The 19,848-nt window shown below is 46.9% G+C and carries 12 protein-coding genes, 4 tRNA genes, 3 rRNA genes and 1 riboswitch; of the genes, 1 reads left to right on the top strand and 18 read right to left on the bottom strand.

What is annotated here, in order from left to right; genetic code table 11:
* Nucleotides 1-4: 4 nt before the first annotated feature.
* From thiH to A9237_RS08445, 18 genes are all read right to left on the bottom strand, one after another.
* The gene (thiH, locus tag A9237_RS08530) at nt 5-1,117 is read right to left on the bottom strand and encodes a 2-iminoacetate synthase ThiH (RefSeq protein ID WP_039988745.1); all 1,113 of its coding nucleotides are present in this window, start codon (nt 1,115-1,117) and stop codon (nt 5-7) included.
* Between the two features lie 34 nt (nt 1,118-1,151).
* A complete protein-coding gene (locus A9237_RS08525) occupies nt 1,152-1,919 on the bottom strand; it encodes a thiazole synthase (protein ID WP_078608030.1) in 768 nt (255 codons plus the stop codon).
* Between the two features lie 5 nt (nt 1,920-1,924).
* The gene (thiS, locus tag A9237_RS08520; RefSeq protein WP_005378804.1) at nt 1,925-2,179 is read right to left on the bottom strand and encodes a sulfur carrier protein ThiS; all 255 of its coding nucleotides are present in this window, start codon (nt 2,177-2,179) and stop codon (nt 1,925-1,927) included.
* A gap of 38 nt (nt 2,180-2,217) precedes the next feature.
* Nucleotides 2,218-2,991: a thiazole biosynthesis adenylyltransferase ThiF gene (gene thiF / locus A9237_RS08515; RefSeq protein ID WP_005443420.1), complete on the bottom strand. Its 774-nt coding sequence runs from the start codon at nt 2,989-2,991 to the stop codon at nt 2,218-2,220.
* Nucleotides 2,978-4,393 carry a thiamine phosphate synthase gene (locus tag A9237_RS08510; protein ID WP_078608029.1) on the bottom strand — a complete coding sequence of 472 codons (1,416 nt, stop codon included), beginning with the start codon at nt 4,391-4,393 and terminating at the stop codon, nt 2,978-2,980. Before A9237_RS08510 ends, thiF begins: the two co-directional genes overlap by 14 nt.
* Nucleotides 4,393-6,333 (bottom strand): phosphomethylpyrimidine synthase ThiC, encoded by a 1,941-nt coding sequence (gene thiC, locus A9237_RS08505; protein WP_050937765.1) that lies wholly within the window; start codon nt 6,331-6,333, stop codon nt 4,393-4,395. The genes A9237_RS08510 and thiC overlap by 1 nt, the downstream gene beginning before the upstream one ends.
* Nucleotides 6,334-6,498: 165 nt before the next feature.
* Nucleotides 6,499-6,597: riboswitch (TPP riboswitch) on the bottom strand.
* A 61-nt stretch (nt 6,598-6,658) separates the two neighbouring features.
* A complete protein-coding gene (gene crcB, locus A9237_RS08500) occupies nt 6,659-7,042 on the bottom strand; it encodes a fluoride efflux transporter CrcB (RefSeq protein ID WP_078608028.1) in 384 nt (127 codons plus the stop codon).
* A gap of 123 nt (nt 7,043-7,165) precedes the next feature.
* Nucleotides 7,166-8,548 (bottom strand): multicopper oxidase family protein, encoded by a 1,383-nt coding sequence (locus tag A9237_RS08495; protein ID WP_078608712.1) that lies wholly within the window; start codon nt 8,546-8,548, stop codon nt 7,166-7,168.
* Nucleotides 8,549-8,846: 298 nt separating this feature from the next.
* Nucleotides 8,847-8,923, bottom strand: a tRNA-Asp gene (locus tag A9237_RS08490).
* A gap of 32 nt (nt 8,924-8,955) precedes the next feature.
* A 5S ribosomal RNA gene (rrf, locus tag A9237_RS08485) occupies nt 8,956-9,072 on the bottom strand.
* Nucleotides 9,073-9,161: 89 nt separating this feature from the next.
* Nucleotides 9,162-12,047, bottom strand: a 23S ribosomal RNA gene (locus tag A9237_RS08480).
* A gap of 345 nt (nt 12,048-12,392) precedes the next feature.
* A tRNA-Val gene (locus A9237_RS08475) sits at nt 12,393-12,468 on the bottom strand.
* Between the two features lie 30 nt (nt 12,469-12,498).
* Nucleotides 12,499-12,574: transfer RNA gene (locus tag A9237_RS08470), tRNA-Lys, on the bottom strand.
* Between the two features lie 2 nt (nt 12,575-12,576).
* Nucleotides 12,577-12,652: transfer RNA gene (locus tag A9237_RS08465), tRNA-Glu, on the bottom strand.
* An 89-nt stretch (nt 12,653-12,741) separates the two neighbouring features.
* A 16S ribosomal RNA gene (locus A9237_RS08460) occupies nt 12,742-14,293 on the bottom strand.
* The 16S, 23S and 5S rRNA genes sit together here with 4 tRNA genes alongside, the layout of an rRNA operon.
* Nucleotides 14,294-14,743: 450 nt before the next feature.
* Nucleotides 14,744-15,271, bottom strand: a complete 528-nt coding sequence (gene hemG, locus A9237_RS08455) for a menaquinone-dependent protoporphyrinogen IX dehydrogenase (RefSeq protein ID WP_078608027.1) — start codon at nt 15,269-15,271, stop codon at nt 14,744-14,746.
* 9 nt (nt 15,272-15,280) lie between these two features.
* Nucleotides 15,281-16,738, bottom strand: a complete 1,458-nt coding sequence (locus tag A9237_RS08450) for a TrkH family potassium uptake protein (protein ID WP_078608026.1) — start codon at nt 16,736-16,738, stop codon at nt 15,281-15,283.
* 46 nt (nt 16,739-16,784) lie between these two features.
* Nucleotides 16,785-17,408 carry a YigZ family protein gene (locus A9237_RS08445; RefSeq protein WP_045485313.1) on the bottom strand — a complete coding sequence of 208 codons (624 nt, stop codon included), beginning with the start codon at nt 17,406-17,408 and terminating at the stop codon, nt 16,785-16,787.
* A 268-nt stretch (nt 17,409-17,676) separates the two neighbouring features.
* On the opposite strand from A9237_RS08445, the gene fadB reads away from it, so the two are divergent.
* Nucleotides 17,677-19,848 carry a fatty acid oxidation complex subunit alpha FadB gene (gene fadB / locus A9237_RS08440; RefSeq protein ID WP_050909548.1) on the top strand — a complete coding sequence of 724 codons (2,172 nt, stop codon included), beginning with the start codon at nt 17,677-17,679 and terminating at the stop codon, nt 19,846-19,848.

Below are 19,848 nucleotides of genomic sequence, written 5' to 3'. Positions count from 1 at the left end.
CTACTTAACCAGAATACGCCGAGTGCCAATCTCGCCATACTGGGTCAAATCCTTTCGCTCGAATCATATCTTCCACAGAACCCGCGCTTCGCTCATCGCTGATCTCAAACTGCTCGAGTTCAACATCATCCATCGCATAACCACCCGGCTGAGTTTTCGATGCCGCAGACATACTGGTAATACCTAACGGCAATGCATTGTCTCTGAACTTCGGTGATTCACGAGTCGATAATGACAACTCCACTTCTGGATTCAACAAACGATAAGCGCAAATCAGCTGAACAAGTTGCTTATCCGTCATGACTGATTTGGGTTGGAGCGCACCCTCACAAGGACGCAAACGCGGGAAAGAAATCGAGTAACGAGTCTGCCAATACGTGCGCTCAAGATAGTCCAAGTGCGCTGCCACATAAAAACAGTCGGTACGCCACTCTTCCAACCCTATCAATGCGCCAATACCAATCTTATCGATGCCCGCTTTTGCAAGACGATCGGGTGTATCCAATCGGTATTCGAAATCCATCTTATTACCACGCAAATGGTGCTCGGCGTAAGTCGAAGGATGATACGTTTCTTGATAGACCATCACCGCATCCAAACCCAATGTCTTGAGCTCAGCGTATTCGTCTTGATCAAGTGGCTGTACTTCCATCGCCAAATAGTTAAAGCGCTTCTTAATCATAGGCACCATTTCGCGGAAGTATTTCATACCCACTTTAGTTTCGTGCTCGCCAGTCACCAGCAATACGCTATCAAACTTCATGCGCTTGATGGCTTCGACTTCTGCTGCCACTTCGTCCCGATTCAAGGTACGACGCTTGATTCTATTCTCCATTGAGAAGCCACAATAAGTACAAGCATTGGCGCACAAGTTAGAAAGGTACAATGGAATATAAAGCGACATGGTATTACCAAAACGCTTGCGAGTGGCCGAGTATGACAGTTGTGCCATCTGCTCTAAGTACGCTTCAGCAGCTGGTGAAATTAGCGCTTTAAAGTCTTCCAAATCACGCTTGGGTTTATTCAATGCTCGCTCAACATCTTGTGCCGTTTTCGCGTAGATCGACATCGAAATGTCATCCCAATTAAGCTGCTTAAATTGTTCAACGAAGCTCATGTTTTCCTCGCTTAATAGCTAAACCAATCTAGTACTAAAGCTCATCTAGGAATGACGTCAGTGGACTCGACGCAACCGCATGAGAAACCTTACCGGCAAGTCCAGCTTCATAAGCCATACGCCCGGACTCTACCGCCAACTTAAATGCCTTCGCCATCGCAACGGGATCGCTCGAAGCTGCAATCGCTGTATTGACGAGCACGGCATCCGCGCCCATTTCCATCGCACGCGCGGCATGTGAAGGAGCACCAATACCCGCATCAACAACGACAGGAACATTAGCTTGGTCGATGATAATCTCTAGGAAATCGTGAGAAACTATCCCTTTGTTAGAACCGATCGGCGCACCTAATGGCATGACTGCAGCACAGCCTACTTCTTCCAATCGTTTACACAGAACCGGGTCAGCATGACAATAAGGAAGGACAATGAAACCCTCACGAACCAGTTGCTCAGCGGCTGCTAGTGTCTCAATTGGATCGGGCATCAAGTACTTCGGGTCTGGATGAATTTCTAGTTTTAACCAGTTAGTACCCAACGCTTCTCTCGCCAATTGTGCTGCAAACACAGCATCTTTAGCATTCTTTGCACCTGAGGTGTTCGGCAATAAGTTCACACCCGCTTCTACTAACGGCAGCAAAATATCGTCTTGTTGGTCGTTCACATCCACACGCTTCAACGCCATGGTCGCAAGTTGAGAACCCGATACTTGAATCGCTTCTGCCATTAATCGGCTGTTGGCAAACTTCCCTGTTCCCGTGAACAGTCTTGATTCGAATTGTTTATCACCAATTTTAAGCATCGACTTTAACCCCCTGCGATCGCTTGAAACAAAGAGATGCTATCTCCCTGTGAAAGAACTGTGCTAGCCCACTCACTGCGCGGCACAACATTGTTATTAATTGCAAAAACACAGCCCATTTCAGGCAGCGCAAATTGACTAATGATTTGCTGTAGATTTGACTCACTGGCAACTTGATGTGACTGGTCATTGATGACAATAGTGATCACATCTAAGTCAGCAGCGGTCATTTGTGTTGTTTGTTGTTCTGATAACGTCATTGCTTCCAACTCTCTTAATTCTGCCCATTACTCGTAAGCTAAATCTGAGTACACACTTGGCACTGTTTATCTTTACTTATCGCCATGGTTTGCCATTGCAGCTTCAATCCATCGAACAGGTGTAACTTGGCAGTCTCGACATGAAACTTTCCCGTCGCCAGTTTTTGAATTGCCGCTATCGCTTGGTAGTTGCCTAGTGTGCCCACCACCGGGCCGACGACACCGCTCTCACTGCACTTTTGCGTTTGCGGTAATTCGTCAAACGGATATAAACAGCGGTAACAGGCTTTACTCTGTACTTCTTGTTCACTTGATGTTTGGTAATCAAAAACAGCGAATTGCCCTTGCCAACCAATTGCCGCCGCCGAGATAAGTGGCGTATTTTGCTCGAAACAAACTTGGTTAATGAGCTGGCGCGTTGGCATGTTATCGGTGCAGTCGAGCACCACATCCGCTAGCATCACCTCAAGCTGCAGCTGTGCTTTGTCTAATCGCCTATTGAGAGCACGAACTTGGACCATAGAATTAAGTTCAGTGAGTTGCTTTACAGTCGCTTTTGTTTTCGCAACTTGGAGGTCTTGTTCACGATAAATGATCTGGCGTTGCAGGTTACTGCTATCAACTTCATCGTCATCGACCACAACCAATTTACCAACACCCGCTGATGCCAAGTACAAACTCGCTGCGCTCCCTAACCCACCACAACCGATGATCAGCACATGCGATTTGCTCAAGCGCTCTTGCCCACTTTCAGCAATTTCAGGCAGAGCGACTTGGCGTTGATAGCGAAGGAACTGCTTATCCGTGAGCATGCTCGCCTCTCTTGTTATGCGCTAATTCACTATTCTGCTCAGTAAACGTTAGTTGTCTTTCTTTCATCAGTTGTGTAAAGAACTCGATGACGGACTGAGGTGATTCTGCCAACGTAATAGCTCGCACAACTGCCAAACTAGAAACACCTGTTTGCCAAACTTGGGCTGCATTAGATTGGTCAATACCACCAATCGCAACCGTCGGAAAGCCAAGCACATAGTCACTACCTACTTTGTCTTTTGAAGGACGGAAAGCAGCCTCTGTATTTGTATAAGGAATGCTATCAATCAACTTTTGATACAAAGCTAAGCGCACCAAACCTTGTGGTTTCGATGGCATCTGTTTAGTGGTGGTTGGGAAAATATGCCCTAGCGCGATGTAACTAGGATGAATTTGTACGATGCGCAGTAGTTCGTAATAACCATGCGTAGAAAGACCAAGACGAATGCCGGCTTTGGTTAGCTGAGCCAAGTTCGATTCTTCTATGTCTTCTTGTCCTAGGTGAACGCCATAAGCGCCATGCTTGATTGCCAACTGCCAATAGTCATTGATGAACACTTGTGCTTGATACTGACGGCCTAGCTCAATTGCTCGAATGATCTGTTGTTCTAAATCGGCTTGTTGTGGGTTCTTGATTCGCAGTTGAATAGTGTTGATGCCTAGTGGCAGTAGACGCTCAATCCAAGCAACATCATCAACGACTGGATAGAGCCCTAGACTTTGCTTGGTTAGAGTTGGAAAGCTAACGCTTTCGCCTTGTGCAGACCAACCAACTTGAATACCTAGTCGGTTATCCTCCAGTACAGGTGTGGGGAAATCATCAAATTGGTCAGCCCACTGAGTAGATCTTTCCTCGTTAAGGTTGTCATTCAACAGTGTTTCACGTGAAACATTCGCTTGTTGAGTTAGCATTCCTCGAGCAAGTGTTAACGCATCTTCGATAGGAAAATCGAGTACTGTCAGCGTTACTATCCAAGCAAGGTGATGTTCAGGATCGAACATTGCGTTGAATTTGGACTTAACGGAAAGCGCTCTCACTTCGTTGTTAATTGGGTGACGCCAGATATCAAGCTGAAGCACTTTCTCCTTTTCATCGGATACCTGCGTATCAGCAATGCCAATATAAATCGCTTTCGACGGTTGCTTAGCACACGCTTCTACCGATAACGCAGAGCGGTAATAGAGCACAAATGAAGTCTCATGCTCAGAGTCATAACCATCAGTAAGATCTGTCGTTATGCGTGTGGTCTGTTGGTCGCGAACAAGCTGAATAGATTGAGTTGGGCTCACACCCAACTCAATGTCTTCGATGCTAAAACCCTGTTCTTTCGCCAACAACAAACATTGCTGAACTAAACCAGTCAGTTCAATCAATGATGACGGAATAAGGATTTTGCTCATTAGTCACTTACCTCGGCATGTGCTGCTGGGTGGTATAGTTCAGAACCTGTATCTCTAAATTCTTGCGATTTCTGACGCATCCCCTCAAGAGGATCATCCAGCATTTTGATCGATATAGCTTGGTCCGCAGCAACTTGCTCAGTGTCTTTCGCATACTCTCGTACCTCTTGCGAGATCTTCATCGAGCAGAACTTTGGTCCACACATCGAACAGAAGTGAGCAACTTTGCCGGACTCTTGAGGCAAGGTTTCATCATGGAAAGCACGAGCAGTATCTGGGTCGAGCGACAAGTTAAATTGATCTTCCCAACGGAACTCGAAGCGAGCTTTAGAAAGCGCATTATCACGAACTTGAGCGCCAGGGTGCCCTTTCGCTAAATCAGCGGCGTGCGCAGCAAGCTTGTAAGTGATCATGCCTACTTTCACGTCTTCTTTGTTTGGTAAGCCAAGATGCTCTTTAGGAGTTACGTAGCAAAGCATTGCACAGCCATACCAACCAATCATGGCAGCGCCGATGCCTGAAGTAATATGGTCGTAACCAGGAGCGACGTCTGTCGTCAGCGGACCAAGGGTATAGAAAGGAGCCTCATGACAGTGCTCTAACTGCTCTTCCATGTTCTCTTTGATCATATGCATTGGAACATGACCAGGGCCTTCAATAATCACCTGTACGTCGTATTCCCAAGCAACCTTGGTCAATTCGCCAAGAGTACGAAGCTCTGCAAATTGCGCTTCATCGTTAGCATCAGCAACCGAGCCAGGACGCAGACCATCACCAAGAGATAGTGCGACATCGTACTTAGCACAGATTTCACAGATCTCTCGGAAATGGGTGTATAAGAAGCTTTCTTGGTGGTGTGCTAAACACCATTTCGCGATGATAGAACCACCACGAGAGACGATACCAGTCACACGTTTTGCAGTCATTGGAACATAACGAAGTAGTAAACCGGCATGGATAGTGAAGTAGTCAACACCCTGCTCTGCTTGCTCGATCAAAGTATCGCGCATCACTTCCCAGTTAAGGTTTTCAGCAACACCATTCACTTTCTCAAGCGCTTGGTACATTGGTACGGTACCGATCGGAACCGGGCTGTTACGTAGAATCCACTCGCGAGTTTCGTGAATATTACGTCCAGTAGATAGATCCATAACGGTATCGCCACCCCAGCGCGTTGCCCATACTAACTTCTCTACTTCTTCTTCAATCGAAGAAGTGACCGATGAGTTACCGATGTTGGCGTTCACTTTGACCAAAAAGTTACGCCCAATGATCATTGGTTCAGATTCTGGGTGGTTGATATTAGAAGGGATAATTGCGCGACCTTCGGCGACTTCTTTACGCACAAACTCGGCAGTAATGTCTTTTGGAAGATTTGCTCCGAAGCTTTGACCCGGATGCTGTTGATTTAACACTTCATCGCGGTATTGAGCACGCCCCATATTTTCACGTAGAGCGATATATTCCATTTCCGGGGTGATTATACCCTTGCGAGCATAGTGCAATTGAGTCACGCACTGCCCATTTTTGGCACGTCGAATACGTGGCAGATTTCCGTAACGAAGCTCGTCTAGCGTTTCGTCTTCTAAGCGCTCTTTGGTGTACACCGAGCTTACTTCATCAAGTAGCTCAGTATCAGAGCGCTCTTCAATCCACTCTTCTCTCAGCTTAGGTAAACCGTTGTAGAGGTCTATGGTGTGATTTGGGTCTGTGTATACACCCGAGGTATCGTAAACGCGTACTGGCTCATTAGGCTCGAAAATAGGCGCTTCTTTTGTACCTCCAATAAGGCTATCAGCGAGTGATATTTCACGCATTGGCACACGAATATCGGGACGTGAACCCTCTACGTAGACTTTGCTTGAATTTGGGTACGGTTGTACCGAGAGTGTATCAATGAACTGTTTTGCTTCCAGTCTCGCTTGCTTGCGACTCGACATAGCATTTTTCCTTGCTTTGTTATGCTTAGATAAAAAGTATTGGGATAAAAATGCTTGGCGGATAGATGCGACAAGAGGAATCGAATTAAGGACAAGTTGAGCGGATGCTCTTCGTCTATAACAACATTCGACTATTTGATAGATCGACCAGATAGAACTCTGGTGTAGATATCTTCTCTTGTTCCCTTCGCAGATTCTAATCTGATCAGGTTCAACGGATCCCGAATTAACGGTCTCAGCCTTATGGCACTCCGACAAGTGAAATCAGTATATAAAAACGGCTTGGTTAAACCAAGCCGACCTGATGAAGATTTGAGTGTTTTTGCTAGCTACGCATCAATAATTGGAAACCAATCCACGCAGCTGAAATGCTTAACACGACATTCAGCAATACGTTCAATCCCATCTTAAAGAAAGCTCCCTGCTGCATAAGCAACACGTTATCCATTGAGAAAGTCGAGAACGTAGTTAATGCGCCCAAAAAGCCAAGCCCGATAATTTGACGCCATGGGTCAGAGACCATTAACTCAGTTTCAAACGCAGCAATTAGTAGACCCATAATAAATGAGCCAACAACGTTAACCGTTAATGTACCGTATGGAAAACCACGACCAAGTAGCATCACACAAAGTTCAGAAATTAAGTAACGAGAACATGCACCAAATGCCCCACCCAATGCAATAAAACCCAAAACGGATAGTTGCCCCATAATTCCCCCAGAAAAGTTAATGGCGACATTGTAATCAAATTTACGGCAATAGTGATTATACAATCTTAGAATTCAGCAAAGTATAGCGCTTAAAACTTATCAAGATTTAAAAAGTTACAGGAGTCACTTTACTTCAATATAACCCATCAACCCCGTCTTCATGTGTTCGATCACATGACAATGGTACATCCAACGCCCTAGGTTATCTGCAACAAATGCCGCTTTCGCACTGCCATTTTTTCCAAGTAAGACCGTATCGGTATGAAACGGCTCATCGAGTTTTTTGCCATCTAATTCAAGAACGGTAAATGTATGTCCATGAAGATGAATAGGATGATGATATTGGGTGACGTTCTTAAGGTTGAAGATATAGGTTTTTCCCACCTCCAATGTTGAAAGCGGCGCTGGAATATTATCTTTACTCATCCCCTCCCAAGCTCGTTTATTCATTAGCCAAAACTTAGGTATCGCTTTGCCCGATTTATCGGCAGGAGTGACTGCCCCCTCCCATTCAAACACATAATCAATTTGCTCAGCATTTTCCAAATCAAGATCAGGCACAGGGTTAAGAGGCAATAAAGGCAGTTTCTGATTGGTCGGCAGGTCAGACTCAACAACTTCGAACTCACACAAAGGGAATGGGAAGCGCCCTTTCATTTGACGCACATAAACACGTTCTCCTGCCCTTGGAGCAATCAATCCGACATCTAACCTCATTCCCGGACCAATTTTGTGTTGAGTGAGCTTATAAGGCGTTTTAACAGGATTCCCATCAATAGCAATAACCCAAGCCTCTGCTCCTTCTATAGCGATCGGGTAAGTAATGGTGTTATCGACATTAGCAATTCTTAATCGTGTGGTAGCATTCTGCTTCAACGCATAAACAGGTTCATGAACACCATTAACACTACTCCACTCTCCTGGCGTTCCCATGCGTGCACTCAAGCGCGGCACCATTAGATTCTTCCACTGACCTTGTTTGTCTAAATGCCAATGCTTGAGAACGACTTCATGCTCTTCATTAAACTGAACAGGCTCAGCCTCTTCAACGATAATTAGACCAACTAACCCCATACCAAGCTGCTTAACGCTATTCATATGTGGGTGATACCAAAACGTACCCGCATCTGGCGGTGTAAATTCATAAACGAATGTTTCACCCGGCATGATAGGCGGCTGGCTCAAGAAAGGGACACCATCCATTTCAATAGGGATTCGCAAGCCATGCCAGTGGATTGTAGTTGGCTCTGAAAGCTTGTTGGTAAATCGGATAATAACTTTCTCGCCTTGGCGACAACGAATCGTAGGAGCTGGAATCGATCCATTAAACGCGAGTACATCCGTATTAAATCCTGGTACTAATTCAGCAATAGAAGGCTCTGCAGTGATGTCGTATATATGCTGACCTTGTTTGTTAGTGCCCCTAGATAGAGAACATGCAGGCAGAACGGTAAGCGCAGAGATCGCTAAGGAAGATTGAAGAAAGCGTCGACGAGATATATCCATGTATTTAGTCACCCATTATTCCAATTGATGTGAGTGTAACTAAATATTAATAATGATTCTCAGTTATCTTTTAAAGATGTGCAGTCATAATGCTTAGATTCAAAGATTATAAATGAAGATCTATATTTAATGGTCACTAAAAAGATAGTAAGCACCTACACACATATAACAAGCAAGTAAAAGAGATCGGTTTAAGAAGGAGGGAGCTTAATGGTAAATAAGGCTAAAGCAAGTAGGAAATTGAAGGCTCTAGAAACGACGAAAGCCTTGCTATTTCTAGCAAGGCTTTCTAAATAAGTGGCGGAGCGGACGGGACTCGAACCCGCGACCCCCGGCGTGACAGGCCGGTATTCTAACCAACTGAACTACCGCTCCGCACTGGTTAGACATTTAAGTCTAAATTTAAAGCCTGGCGATGTCCTACTCTCACATGGGGAAACCCCACACTACCATCGGCGCTAATTCGTTTCACTTCTGAGTTCGGAATGGAAGTCAGGTGGGTCCAAATCGCTATGGTCGCCAAGCAAATTCTTTAATTCGGAAAGCTGTTTTAAGTTCTATTTACACATTCAATGTTCTTGCATTGAGTCCATCAAAACCCCTTGGGTGTTGTATGGTTAAGCCTCACGGGCAATTAGTACAGGTTAGCTCAACGCCTCACAACGCTTACACACCCTGCCTATCAACGTTCTAGTCTCGAACAACCCTTTAGGATACTTAAAGTATCAGGGAAGACTCATCTCAGGGCTCGCTTCCCGCTTAGATGCTTTCAGCGGTTATCGATTCCGAACTTAGCTACCGGGCAATGCGTCTGGCGACACAACCCGAACACCAGAGGTTCGTCCACTCCGGTCCTCTCGTACTAGGAGCAGCCCCCTTCAATCTTCCAACGCCCACGGCAGATAGGGACCGAACTGTCTCACGACGTTCTAAACCCAGCTCGCGTACCACTTTAAATGGCGAACAGCCATACCCTTGGGACCGACTTCAGCCCCAGGATGTGATGAGCCGACATCGAGGTGCCAAACACCGCCGTCGATATGAACTCTTGGGCGGTATCAGCCTGTTATCCCGGAGTACCTTTTATCCGTTGAGCGATGGCCCTTCCATTCAGAACCACCGGATCACTATGACCTGCTTTCGCACCTGCTCGAATTGTCATTCTCGCAGTCAAGCGGGCTTATGCCATTGCACTAACCTCACGATGTCCAACCGTGATTAGCCCACCTTCGTGCTCCTCCGTTACTCTTTGGGAGGAGACCGCCCCAGTCAAACTACCCACCAGGCACTGTCCGCAACCCCGATCAGGGGTCAACGTTAGAACATCAACACTACAAGGGTGGTATTTCAAGGACGGCTCCACAAATACTGGCGTACTTGCTTCAAAGCCTCCCACCTATCCTACACATGTAGGGTCAATGTTCAGTGCCAAGCTGTAGTAAAGGTTCACGGGGTCTTTCCGTCTAGCCGCGGGTACACTGCATCTTCACAGCGATTTCAATTTCACTGAGTCTCGGGTGGAGACAGCGTGGCCATCATTACGCCATTCGTGCAGGTCGGAACTTACCCGACAAGGAATTTCGCTACCTTAGGACCGTTATAGTTACGGCCGCCGTTTACCGGGGCTTCGATCAAGAGCTTCGACCGAAGTCTAACCCCATCAATTAACCTTCCGGCACCGGGCAGGCGTCACACCGTATACGTCATCTTACGATTTTGCACAGTGCTGTGTTTTTAATAAACAGTTGCAGCCACCTGGTATCTGCGACTCTCGTCAGCTCCATCCGCGAGGGACTTCACCATCAAGAGCGTACCTTCTCCCGAAGTTACGGTACCATTTTGCCTAGTTCCTTCACCCGAGTTCTCTCAAGCGCCTTGGTATTCTCTACCCGACCACCTGTGTCGGTTTGGGGTACGATTCCTTACAATCTGAAGCTTAGAGGCTTTTCCTGGAAGCATGGCATCAATGACTTCACTACCGTAGTAGCTCGACGTCGTGTCTCAGCCTTAAGAAGAGCCGGATTTACCTAACTCTTCAGCCTACGCACTTGAACCTGGACAACCGTCGCCAGGCCCACCTAGCCTTCTCCGTCCCCCATCGCAATTGTAAGAAGTACGGGAATATTAACCCGTTTCCCATCGACTACGCCTTTCGGCCTCGCCTTAGGGGTCGACTTACCCTGCCCCGATTAACGTTGGACAGGAACCCTTGGTCTTCCGGCGAGGAGGTTTTTCACCCCCTTTATCGTTACTCATGTCAGCATTCGCACTTCTGATACGTCCAGCATGCGTTACCACACACCTTCAACCGCTTACAGAACGCTCCCCTACCCAATGCACAAAGTGCATTGCCGCAGCTTCGGTTTACTACTTAGCCCCGTTACATCTTCCGCGCAGGCCGACTCGACCAGTGAGCTATTACGCTTTCTTTAAATGATGGCTGCTTCTAAGCCAACATCCTGGCTGTCTGAGCCTTCCCACATCGTTTCCCACTTAGTAGTAATTTGGGACCTTAGCTGGCGGTCTGGGTTGTTTCCCTCTCCACGACGGACGTTAGCACCCGCCGTGTGTCTCCCGGATAGTACTTACTGGTATTCGGAGTTTGCAAAGGGTTGGTAAGTCGGGATGACCCCCTAGCCTTAACAGTGCTCTACCCCAGTAGTATTCGTCCGAGGCGCTACCTAAATAGCTTTCGGGGAGAACCAGCTATCTCCAGGTTTGATTGGCCTTTCACCCCTAGCCACAAGTCATCCGCTAATTTTTCAACATTAGTCGGTTCGGTCCTCCAATTGATGTTACTCAATCTTCAACCTGCCCATGGCTAGATCACCTGGTTTCGGGTCTATATCCAGCGACTGAGTCGCGCAGTTAACACTCGCTTTCGCTACGGCTCCCCTAGATGGTTAACCTTGCCACTGAATATAAGTCGCTGACCCATTATACAAAAGGTACGCAGTCACACCACGAAGGTGCTCCTACTGCTTGTACGTACACGGTTTCAGGTTCTATTTCACTCCCCTCACAGGGGTTCTTTTCGCCTTTCCCTCACGGTACTGGTTCACTATCGGTCAGTCAGTAGTATTTAGCCTTGGAGGATGGTCCCCCCATATTCAGACAGGATATCACGTGTCCCGCCCTACTCGATTTCACTTTATATGCGTTGCCGGTTACGGGGCTATCACCCTGTATCGCACAACTTTCCAGAAGTTTCACCTGACGCATAAAAAGCTTAAGGGCTAGTCCAATTTCGCTCGCCGCTACTTTCGGAATCTCGGTTGATTTCTTTTCCTCGGGGTACTTAGATGTTTCAGTTCCCCGGTTCGCCTCGCTGCGCTATGTATTCACGCAGCGATACTTACTTATGTAAGTGGGTTTCCCCATTCGGAAATCCCAGACTCAAATGGTTTTTACTACCTAATCTGGGCTTATCGCAAGTTAATACGTCCTTCATCGCCTCTGACTGCCAAGGCATCCACCGTGTACGCTTAGTCACTTAACCATACAACCCGAAGGAGTTTCGAGTTGATGTTCAAATCACCAAAGTTGTCTCTCATTATTTGAATGAGCGAGAGACATTTCGATTTTGCCGGACTCAATTTCGAATAATCACTGTAAAAGTGATATTCCCAAGAACACTTGAATGTGTTTTTTGGTGTTTGTCATAAAGACAAACATTGAGAACTTTACAAACAATCTTAAAGATTGTTTTGTCAGCTTTCCAAATTGTTAAAGAGCTAATCACTTCCTAAGAAGTCATTTTCTAAAGACTTTCAGAGTCGAAGATTCTAACCACGTACGTTTTACTGAAGTGGTTTGGAATTCCTATCCAAAAATACTTAGAGAATGGTGGGCGATACCGGGCTCGAACCAGTGACCCCCTGCTTGTAAGGCAGGTGCTCTCCCAACTGAGCTAATCGCCCACATAAGTTTTAATTCTTCGTGGAGAAGAATGGTGGGTCGTGCAGGATTCGAACCTGCGACCAATTGATTAAAAGTCAACTGCTCTACCAACTGAGCTAACGACCCAATGGTATCCCGTAGGGGAGTCGAACCCCTGTTACCGCCGTGAAAGGGCGGTGTCCTAGGCCTCTAGACGAACGGGACACTGGATTGAAGATATTGGGATATCTTCGTCTCTTTTACTTATAAACCGTATCAATCTGTGTGGACACTCATCGTGTATAATCATCGTTTAAGGAGGTGATCCAGCGCCAGGTTCCCCTAGCGCTACCTTGTTACGACTTCACCCCAGTCATGAACCACAAAGTGGTAAGCGTCCTCCCGAAGGTTAAACTACCTACTTCTTTTGCAGCCCACTCCCATGGTGTGACGGGCGGTGTGTACAAGGCCCGGGAACGTATTCACCGTGGCATTCTGATCCACGATTACTAGCGATTCCGACTTCATGGAGTCGAGTTGCAGACTCCAATCCGGACTACGACGCACTTTTTGGGATTCGCTCACTATCGCTAGCTTGCTGCCCTCTGTATGCGCCATTGTAGCACGTGTGTAGCCCTACTCGTAAGGGCCATGATGACTTGACGTCGTCCCCACCTTCCTCCGGTTTATCACCGGCAGTCTCCCTGGAGTTCCCGACATTACTCGCTGGCAAACAAGGATAAGGGTTGCGCTCGTTGCGGGACTTAACCCAACATTTCACAACACGAGCTGACGACAGCCATGCAGCACCTGTCTCAGAGTTCCCGAAGGCACCAATCCATCTCTGGAAAGTTCTCTGGATGTCAAGAGTAGGTAAGGTTCTTCGCGTTGCATCGAATTAAACCACATGCTCCACCGCTTGTGCGGGCCCCCGTCAATTCATTTGAGTTTTAATCTTGCGACCGTACTCCCCAGGCGGTCTACTTAACGCGTTAGCTCCGAAAGCCACAGCTCAAGGCCACAACCTCCAAGTAGACATCGTTTACGGCGTGGACTACCAGGGTATCTAATCCTGTTTGCTCCCCACGCTTTCGCATCTGAGTGTCAGTATCTGTCCAGGGGGCCGCCTTCGCCACCGGTATTCCTTCAGATCTCTACGCATTTCACCGCTACACCTGAAATTCTACCCCCCTCTACAGTACTCTAGTCTGCCAGTTTCAAATGCTATTCCGAGGTTGAGCCCCGGGCTTTCACATCTGACTTAACAAACCACCTGCATGCGCTTTACGCCCAGTAATTCCGATTAACGCTCGCACCCTCCGTATTACCGCGGCTGCTGGCACGGAGTTAGCCGGTGCTTCTTCTGTCGCTAACGTCAAATAATGCAGCTATTAACTACACCACCTTCCTCACGACTGAAAGTGCTTTACAACCCGAAGGCCTTCTTCACACACGCGGCATGGCTGCATCAGGCTTGCGCCCATTGTGCAATATTCCCCACTGCTGCCTCCGTAGGAGTCTGGACCGTGTCTCAGTTCCAGTGTGGCTGATCATCCTCTCAGACCAGCTAGGGATCGTCGCCTTGGTGAGCCATTACCTCACCAACTAGCTAATCCCACCTAGGCATATCCTGACGCGAGAGGCCCGAAGGTCCCCCTCTTTGGCCCGTAGGCATTATGCGGTATTAGCCATCGTTTCCAATGGTTATCCCCCACATCAGGGCAATTTCCTAGGCATTACTCACCCGTCCGCCGCTCGACGCCGTTATCGTCCCCCGAAGGTTCAGATAACTCGTTTCCGCTCGACTTGCATGTGTTAGGCCTGCCGCCAGCGTTCAATCTGAGCCATGATCAAACTCTTCAATTTAAGTTTTTGTCGGCTCAATGAATACTGAACATTACATAAGTAATGTTTGAATTGACTGTGCTGAACCTTTCGATTCAATGGTCACTTCGTATCATTGAAACCTAATTTGATACCGAAGTATCTAATTGGATTATCATCAACGAGTGCCCACACAGATTGATAGGTCTATATTGTTAAAGAGCTTTCCTATTGAGCTTTGCTCAAATCGGACGGCCATTTTAGCGAGTTAAAGTTTAGTGTCAATCACTTTTTTCAAACTTTTTTCAAGCGTTTCCGCTTGGCTAATTGGCTTGCTAACTTGGCTTTCGTTTCTTTCGAAGCGTTGCCGTGTCAGCGAGGTGGCATTATAGAGATTGCGATCACATTGGCAAGCCCTTTTTCTCGTTTTTTTTGATTTTTTTATCGTTCGGATAAATTTGCGTCAAAAGCGGTCAAAAGAGCACGTTATTTCTACAGTTCTTTGAATTTATCTGCGAAAAGAGCCACTTTTTCCCAATTGGTGTATTCCACTTCTTTGGTCGTATCGGTTTCACCACCTGTCATCGACATAATGAACTTAATCATAGTTTTGTCGAACCAACCATAACGAGGATAATAAAGAGCACCAGCAAAAACACCGATTAAGCTTGGTTTCCAGGGTGACTTCATTAGGAACTTGCGAATGTAAGCGCTTCCTTCTGGCGTATCCTTTCCTTGGTCTTCTTTACGAGCGGTTAGGTTTACGCAGAAAAACGCCACTTTACTTTGTTCAAGTTGATTGAGGTTTCGCTCAATAAACTGGTACAGCTTCTTATTAAGATGACCATAACGAATAGACGCTCCAATCAATACCCTGTCGTATTGGCTAAAATCAATCGTCTCAACATTATGTAAATCCACCAGCTCGCATTCGAAGTCTGTTAGCTTCTCATCTATATAGTGGAGAATTTTTTTAGTCTGCCCTTCACGGGAGGAATATAGAAATAATGCTTTTGCCACGATTTCCCCTTAGCTACGCCAAAACGTCGGCGTAAGTAGAATAAGTAAGGTAAAGATTTCCAAACGTCCAAACAGCATAGAAATAATCAATACCCATTTTGCTTTGTCGTTCACATCGCCAAAGTGAAGCGCAACTTCACCCAAGCCTGGACCTAAGTTGTTGAGCGTTGCTGCAACCGCAGAAAACGCGCTTAGCTCATCCATCCCTGTAGCAATCAAGCCCAACATACAAACCACGAACACCAAAGCGTAAGCAGAGAAGAATCCCCAAACCGCATCAACGACTCTTTGCGGTAGCGCACTACCACCCACTTTGATGGTGTACACCGCTCGAGGGTGCACCAAACGCTTCAGCTCACGCGCACCTTGTAAGGTCAGTAGCAGAATACGGATCACTTTCATGCCGCCGCCAGTCGAACCAGCACAACCACCTATAAAAGAAGAGAACAACAACAGCACTGGTAAGAATAATGGCCAATCAGCAAAGCCGGTTGTGGTAAAGCCAGCCGTAGTTGAGATGGACACGGTCTGAAAAAGCGCTTGATCGAATGCATCATAGGTAGAGTCGTAAGAATGGTGATTCAACAATAATAAGAAGCACACCAAGAACAAAACAACTTGTATAAAGATGAACGCGCGGAACTCTGGATCTTTCCAATAGTATTTAGGATGCACGCCGCCAGATGCAAACGCGGCGAAGTGCAAAGAATAGTTACATGCTGAGATTAACAAGAAGACAACGGTAATCATGTTGATGGCATAGCTATCGAAATAGCCCATGCTGGCATCGTGCGTAGAGAAGCCACCGATAGCAATGGTGGAGAAGCTATGGCTAATGGCATCAAATGGCGTCATACCAGCCAACCAAAATGCCACGGCACATGCGATAGTCAAACTCAAATAGATGTACCACAGTGCTTTTGCTGTCTCAGCAATACGTGGGGTCATCTTAGTGTCTTTTACTGGTCCTGGTATTTCGGCTCGATACAACTGCATACCACCGATACCAAGAACAGGAAGAATGGCAACCGCCAACACGATGATACCCATACCACCAAACCATTGCAGGAGCTGGCGATAAAAGAGAATCGCTTTTGGCAACTCGTCGAGCCCGACGATCACCGTCGCACCCGTTGTCGTTAAAGCAGAGAAGGACTCAAAAAAGGCGTCAGTCACAGATACATTGGGGTTATCTGAGATCAGAAAAGGAATAGAGCCAGCACTGCCAAGTACAGTCCAGAAAAGAACAACGATAAGGAAGCCATCACGCGCTTTAAGCTCGTGTTTGTGCCTGCGGTTTGGGAACCAACAGATCCCACCGCATACAAGAAGTACGAAGAAAGTCGTGACAAAAGGTACACCCGCACCATCTCGATAGATAAGCGCAACCAGCGCAGGCGCGAGCATTGTGACACTAAAAAGTGCGAGCAATAGCCCGACGATTCGAATAATTGAACGAAATTGCATGGATTGATTGACTAGCGAAGCTGTCCCTGTGGCTTCCTATTTTTCATTATTGTCCGTCTAGTGGGGTGACAACTGCCTTTGCACCACTTTTGTTGATGATAGCTTGGGTAAACGCGCTCACTTCACGTAGCTCAATTTCCACCACTAATACCACCTGATCGCTGTATTCAGCATCCACTTCAACCGCACCAAATTGGGGCATAAGCGACTGTGCGATAGGCATAAACCCATAGTCTAACTCTAGTCGGAGTTTTGTGGTTATTTTTTTCTCAATTGTTTGAAGCAGCTTGAGCGCTTGTTGCACGCCGCCACCATAAGCTTTGACCAAACCACCTGTACCAAGCTTAATGCCGCCAGAATATCGAGTCACTACAGCTGTAATCTCTCCAACTCCGGAGCCAGACAGCTGAGCAAGGATCGGTTTACCTGCCGTCCCTGAAGGTTCCCCATCATCACTAAAGCCCCACTTCATCGAATCTTCTGGTCGACCAGCAACAAATCCCCAGCAGTTGTGTCTTGCATCAGCATGCTTGGTTTTGATCTGCTCAACGAATGCTTTCGCCGCTTCCACACTTGGCGTGTGTGCTAAGTAAGTAATAAAGACACTCTTTTTGATCTCTTCTTCAAATTGAGCAGGCTGAGCAGGAATCAGATAAGGCAGGTCATTCATAGGATTAAGTCACTTTTCTCTTTGTTCAGAGTCTATCACGAGAGGTAATTGTGAGTCGCATAAGATCTGCCTTAGCGCACAATGTTAAACACTTGTTTAAAAAATGTATTGAAATTAACCAATCCGAAGTCCAAACTAACTTCACTGGTCTAACCAGAACAATAAATAAAACGACTTTCCTCTATATCGATTTGCTGCCCTACAGGCGCTCAGCCCGCATCAAATTGGTATACAGACAATCCAAGATTGTATGTCATGGAGATAGACAATGATTTACCAAGCCGAAACCCTACAGGTAAAGGAAGTACAAGATGGTATTGCAGAGCTAAGCTTCTGCTCTCCAAAATCCGTTAACAAGCTCGACCTAGCGACACTAGAGTCACTCGACAAAGCCCTTGATGCACTAAAAGCGCACCAAGGACTGAAGGGCTTGATGCTCACCTCAGATAAAGACGCGTTCATTGTTGGCGCTGATATCACCGAATTCTTAGGTCTTTTTGCCAAGACAGACGCTGAGCTCGATCAGTGGCTGCAATTTGCTAACAGCATCTTCAACAAGCTGGAAGACTTACCCGTCCCGACGATTTCGGTACTTAAAGGTCACACGTTAGGTGGCGGTTGTGAGTGTGTGCTTGCAACTGACATGAGAATTGGTGACAAGACCACCAGCATCGGTCTACCAGAAACGAAATTAGGCATCATGCCGGGCTTTGGTGGTTGTGTGCGTCTGCCACGTGTTATCGGTGCCGACAGTGCGATGGAAGTGATCACACAAGGTAAAGCGTGTCGTGCGGATGAGGCATTAAAGATTGGTCTTCTGGATGCGGTTGTCGATAGCGACGCACTTTACGAGTCAGCACTCAAGACACTGACCTCGGCAATCAACGAGAAGCTGGACTGGCAAGCTCGTCGCAAGCAAAAAACATCGCCTCTAACGTTAAGTAAGCTTGAATCAATGATGAGCTTTACCATGGCGAAGGGTCTAGTGGCTCAGAAAGCGGGTCCTCATTACCCAGCTCCAATGACAGCCGTTATTACCATTGAAGAAGGCGCTCGCTTTGCTCGTAACGAAGCACTCGACATTGAACGTAAGCACTTTGTAAAACTGGCTAAGTCTGAAGAAGCAAAATCACTGGTTGGTTTGTTCCTTAACGACCAATACATTAAAGGGCTTGCGAAAAAATCAGCGAAGTCAGCAAGTAAAGACACGCAACGTGCAGCTGTGCTTGGTGCGGGTATCATGGGCGGCGGCATTGCTTACCAATCTGCACTCAAAGGCGTACCGGTGTTAATGAAAGACATCGCGCAACCTTCACTCGATTTAGGCATGACTGAAGCATCTAAGCTGCTAAATAAACGCTTATCTCGTGGTCGCATTGATGGCTTTAAGATGGCTGGTATTTTAGCGTCTATCACACCGAGCCTTCATTACGCAGGCATCGAAGAATCAGACGTGATTGTTGAAGCCGTAGTAGAAAACCCGAAAGTAAAAGCAGCAGTGCTGAGTGAAGTCGAATCGCATGTCGGTGAAGACACGGTTATCACCTCAAACACCTCGACAATTCCTATCAACCTGTTGGCAAAATCGCTGAAACGCCCAGAAAATTTCTGTGGCATGCACTTCTTCAACCCAGTGCACCGTATGCCTCTTGTTGAGATCATCCGTGGTGAACACACCTCTGATGAAACCATCAATCGTGTTGTTGCCTACGCAGCGAAAATGGGCAAATCACCAATTGTCGTTAATGACTGCCCTGGGTTCTTTGTAAACCGCGTATTGTTCCCATACTTTGGCGGCTTCAGCATGCTACTTCGTGATGGTGCGGACTTTACGAAAATCGACAAAATCATGGAACGTAAGTTTGGCTGGCCGATGGGACCTGCATACTTGCTCGATGTCGTTGGTATTGATACCGCTCACCACGCACAGGCCGTTATGGCACAAGGTTTCCCAGAGCGTATGGGTAAACAAGGCCGTGACGCGATCGATGCACTATTCGAAGCAAGCAAATACGGTCAGAAGAATGGCAGTGGCTTCTACAGCTACACCATTGATAGAAAAGGTAAGCCGAAGAAAACCTTCTCTGAAGAAATCTTGCCGGTACTCGCTGACGTTTGTGCCGATAAACAGGACTTTGACGAACAAACCATCATTCAACGTATGATGATTCCAATGATCAACGAAGTGGTACTGTGTCTACAAGAAGGCATCATTGCCACTCCACAAGAAGCGGACATGGCACTGGTTTACGGTCTTGGTTTCCCTCCATTCCGCGGCGGCGTATTCCGCTACCTAGATAGCGTAGGTATTGCTGAGTTTGTTGCAATGGCAAAACAATACTCAGAGCTTGGTGCGATGTACCAAGTACCACAGATGCTGATTGATATGGCGGCGAAAGGTGAAAGCTTTTACGGTGCACAACAGCAAGGTTCTATCTAA

This window comes from Vibrio owensii, from assembly GCF_002021755.1.
Taxonomy (GTDB): domain Bacteria; phylum Pseudomonadota; class Gammaproteobacteria; order Enterobacterales; family Vibrionaceae; genus Vibrio; species Vibrio owensii.
Note: the sequence above shows the minus strand (reverse complement) of the source record. Positions and strands in the feature narration are given on the sequence as shown.

Coding starts and splice junctions, on each gene's coding strand:
- A9237_RS08450 (WP_078608026.1), bottom strand. CDS start 16,738: ATGCAATTTCGTTCAATTATTCGAATCGTCGGGCTATTGCTCGCACTT.
- A9237_RS08495 (WP_078608712.1), bottom strand. CDS start 8,548: ATGGATATATCTCGTCGACGCTTTCTTCAATCTTCCTTAGCGATCTCT.
- A9237_RS08445 (WP_045485313.1), bottom strand. CDS start 17,408: ATGAATGACCTGCCTTATCTGATTCCTGCTCAGCCTGCTCAATTTGAA.
- thiS (WP_005378804.1), bottom strand. CDS start 2,179: ATGACGTTATCAGAACAACAAACAACACAAATGACCGCTGCTGACTTA.
- A9237_RS08525 (WP_078608030.1), bottom strand. CDS start 1,919: ATGCTTAAAATTGGTGATAAACAATTCGAATCAAGACTGTTCACGGGA.
- A9237_RS08510 (WP_078608029.1), bottom strand. CDS start 4,393: ATGAGCAAAATCCTTATTCCGTCATCATTGATTGAACTGACTGGTTTA.
- crcB (WP_078608028.1), bottom strand. CDS start 7,042: ATGGGGCAACTATCCGTTTTGGGTTTTATTGCATTGGGTGGGGCATTT.
- thiH (WP_039988745.1), bottom strand. CDS start 1,117: ATGAGCTTCGTTGAACAATTTAAGCAGCTTAATTGGGATGACATTTCG.
- thiC (WP_050937765.1), bottom strand. CDS start 6,333: ATGTCGAGTCGCAAGCAAGCGAGACTGGAAGCAAAACAGTTCATTGAT.
- fadB (WP_050909548.1), top strand. CDS start 17,677: ATGATTTACCAAGCCGAAACCCTACAGGTAAAGGAAGTACAAGATGGT.
- thiF (WP_005443420.1), bottom strand. CDS start 2,991: ATGCTCACGGATAAGCAGTTCCTTCGCTATCAACGCCAAGTCGCTCTG.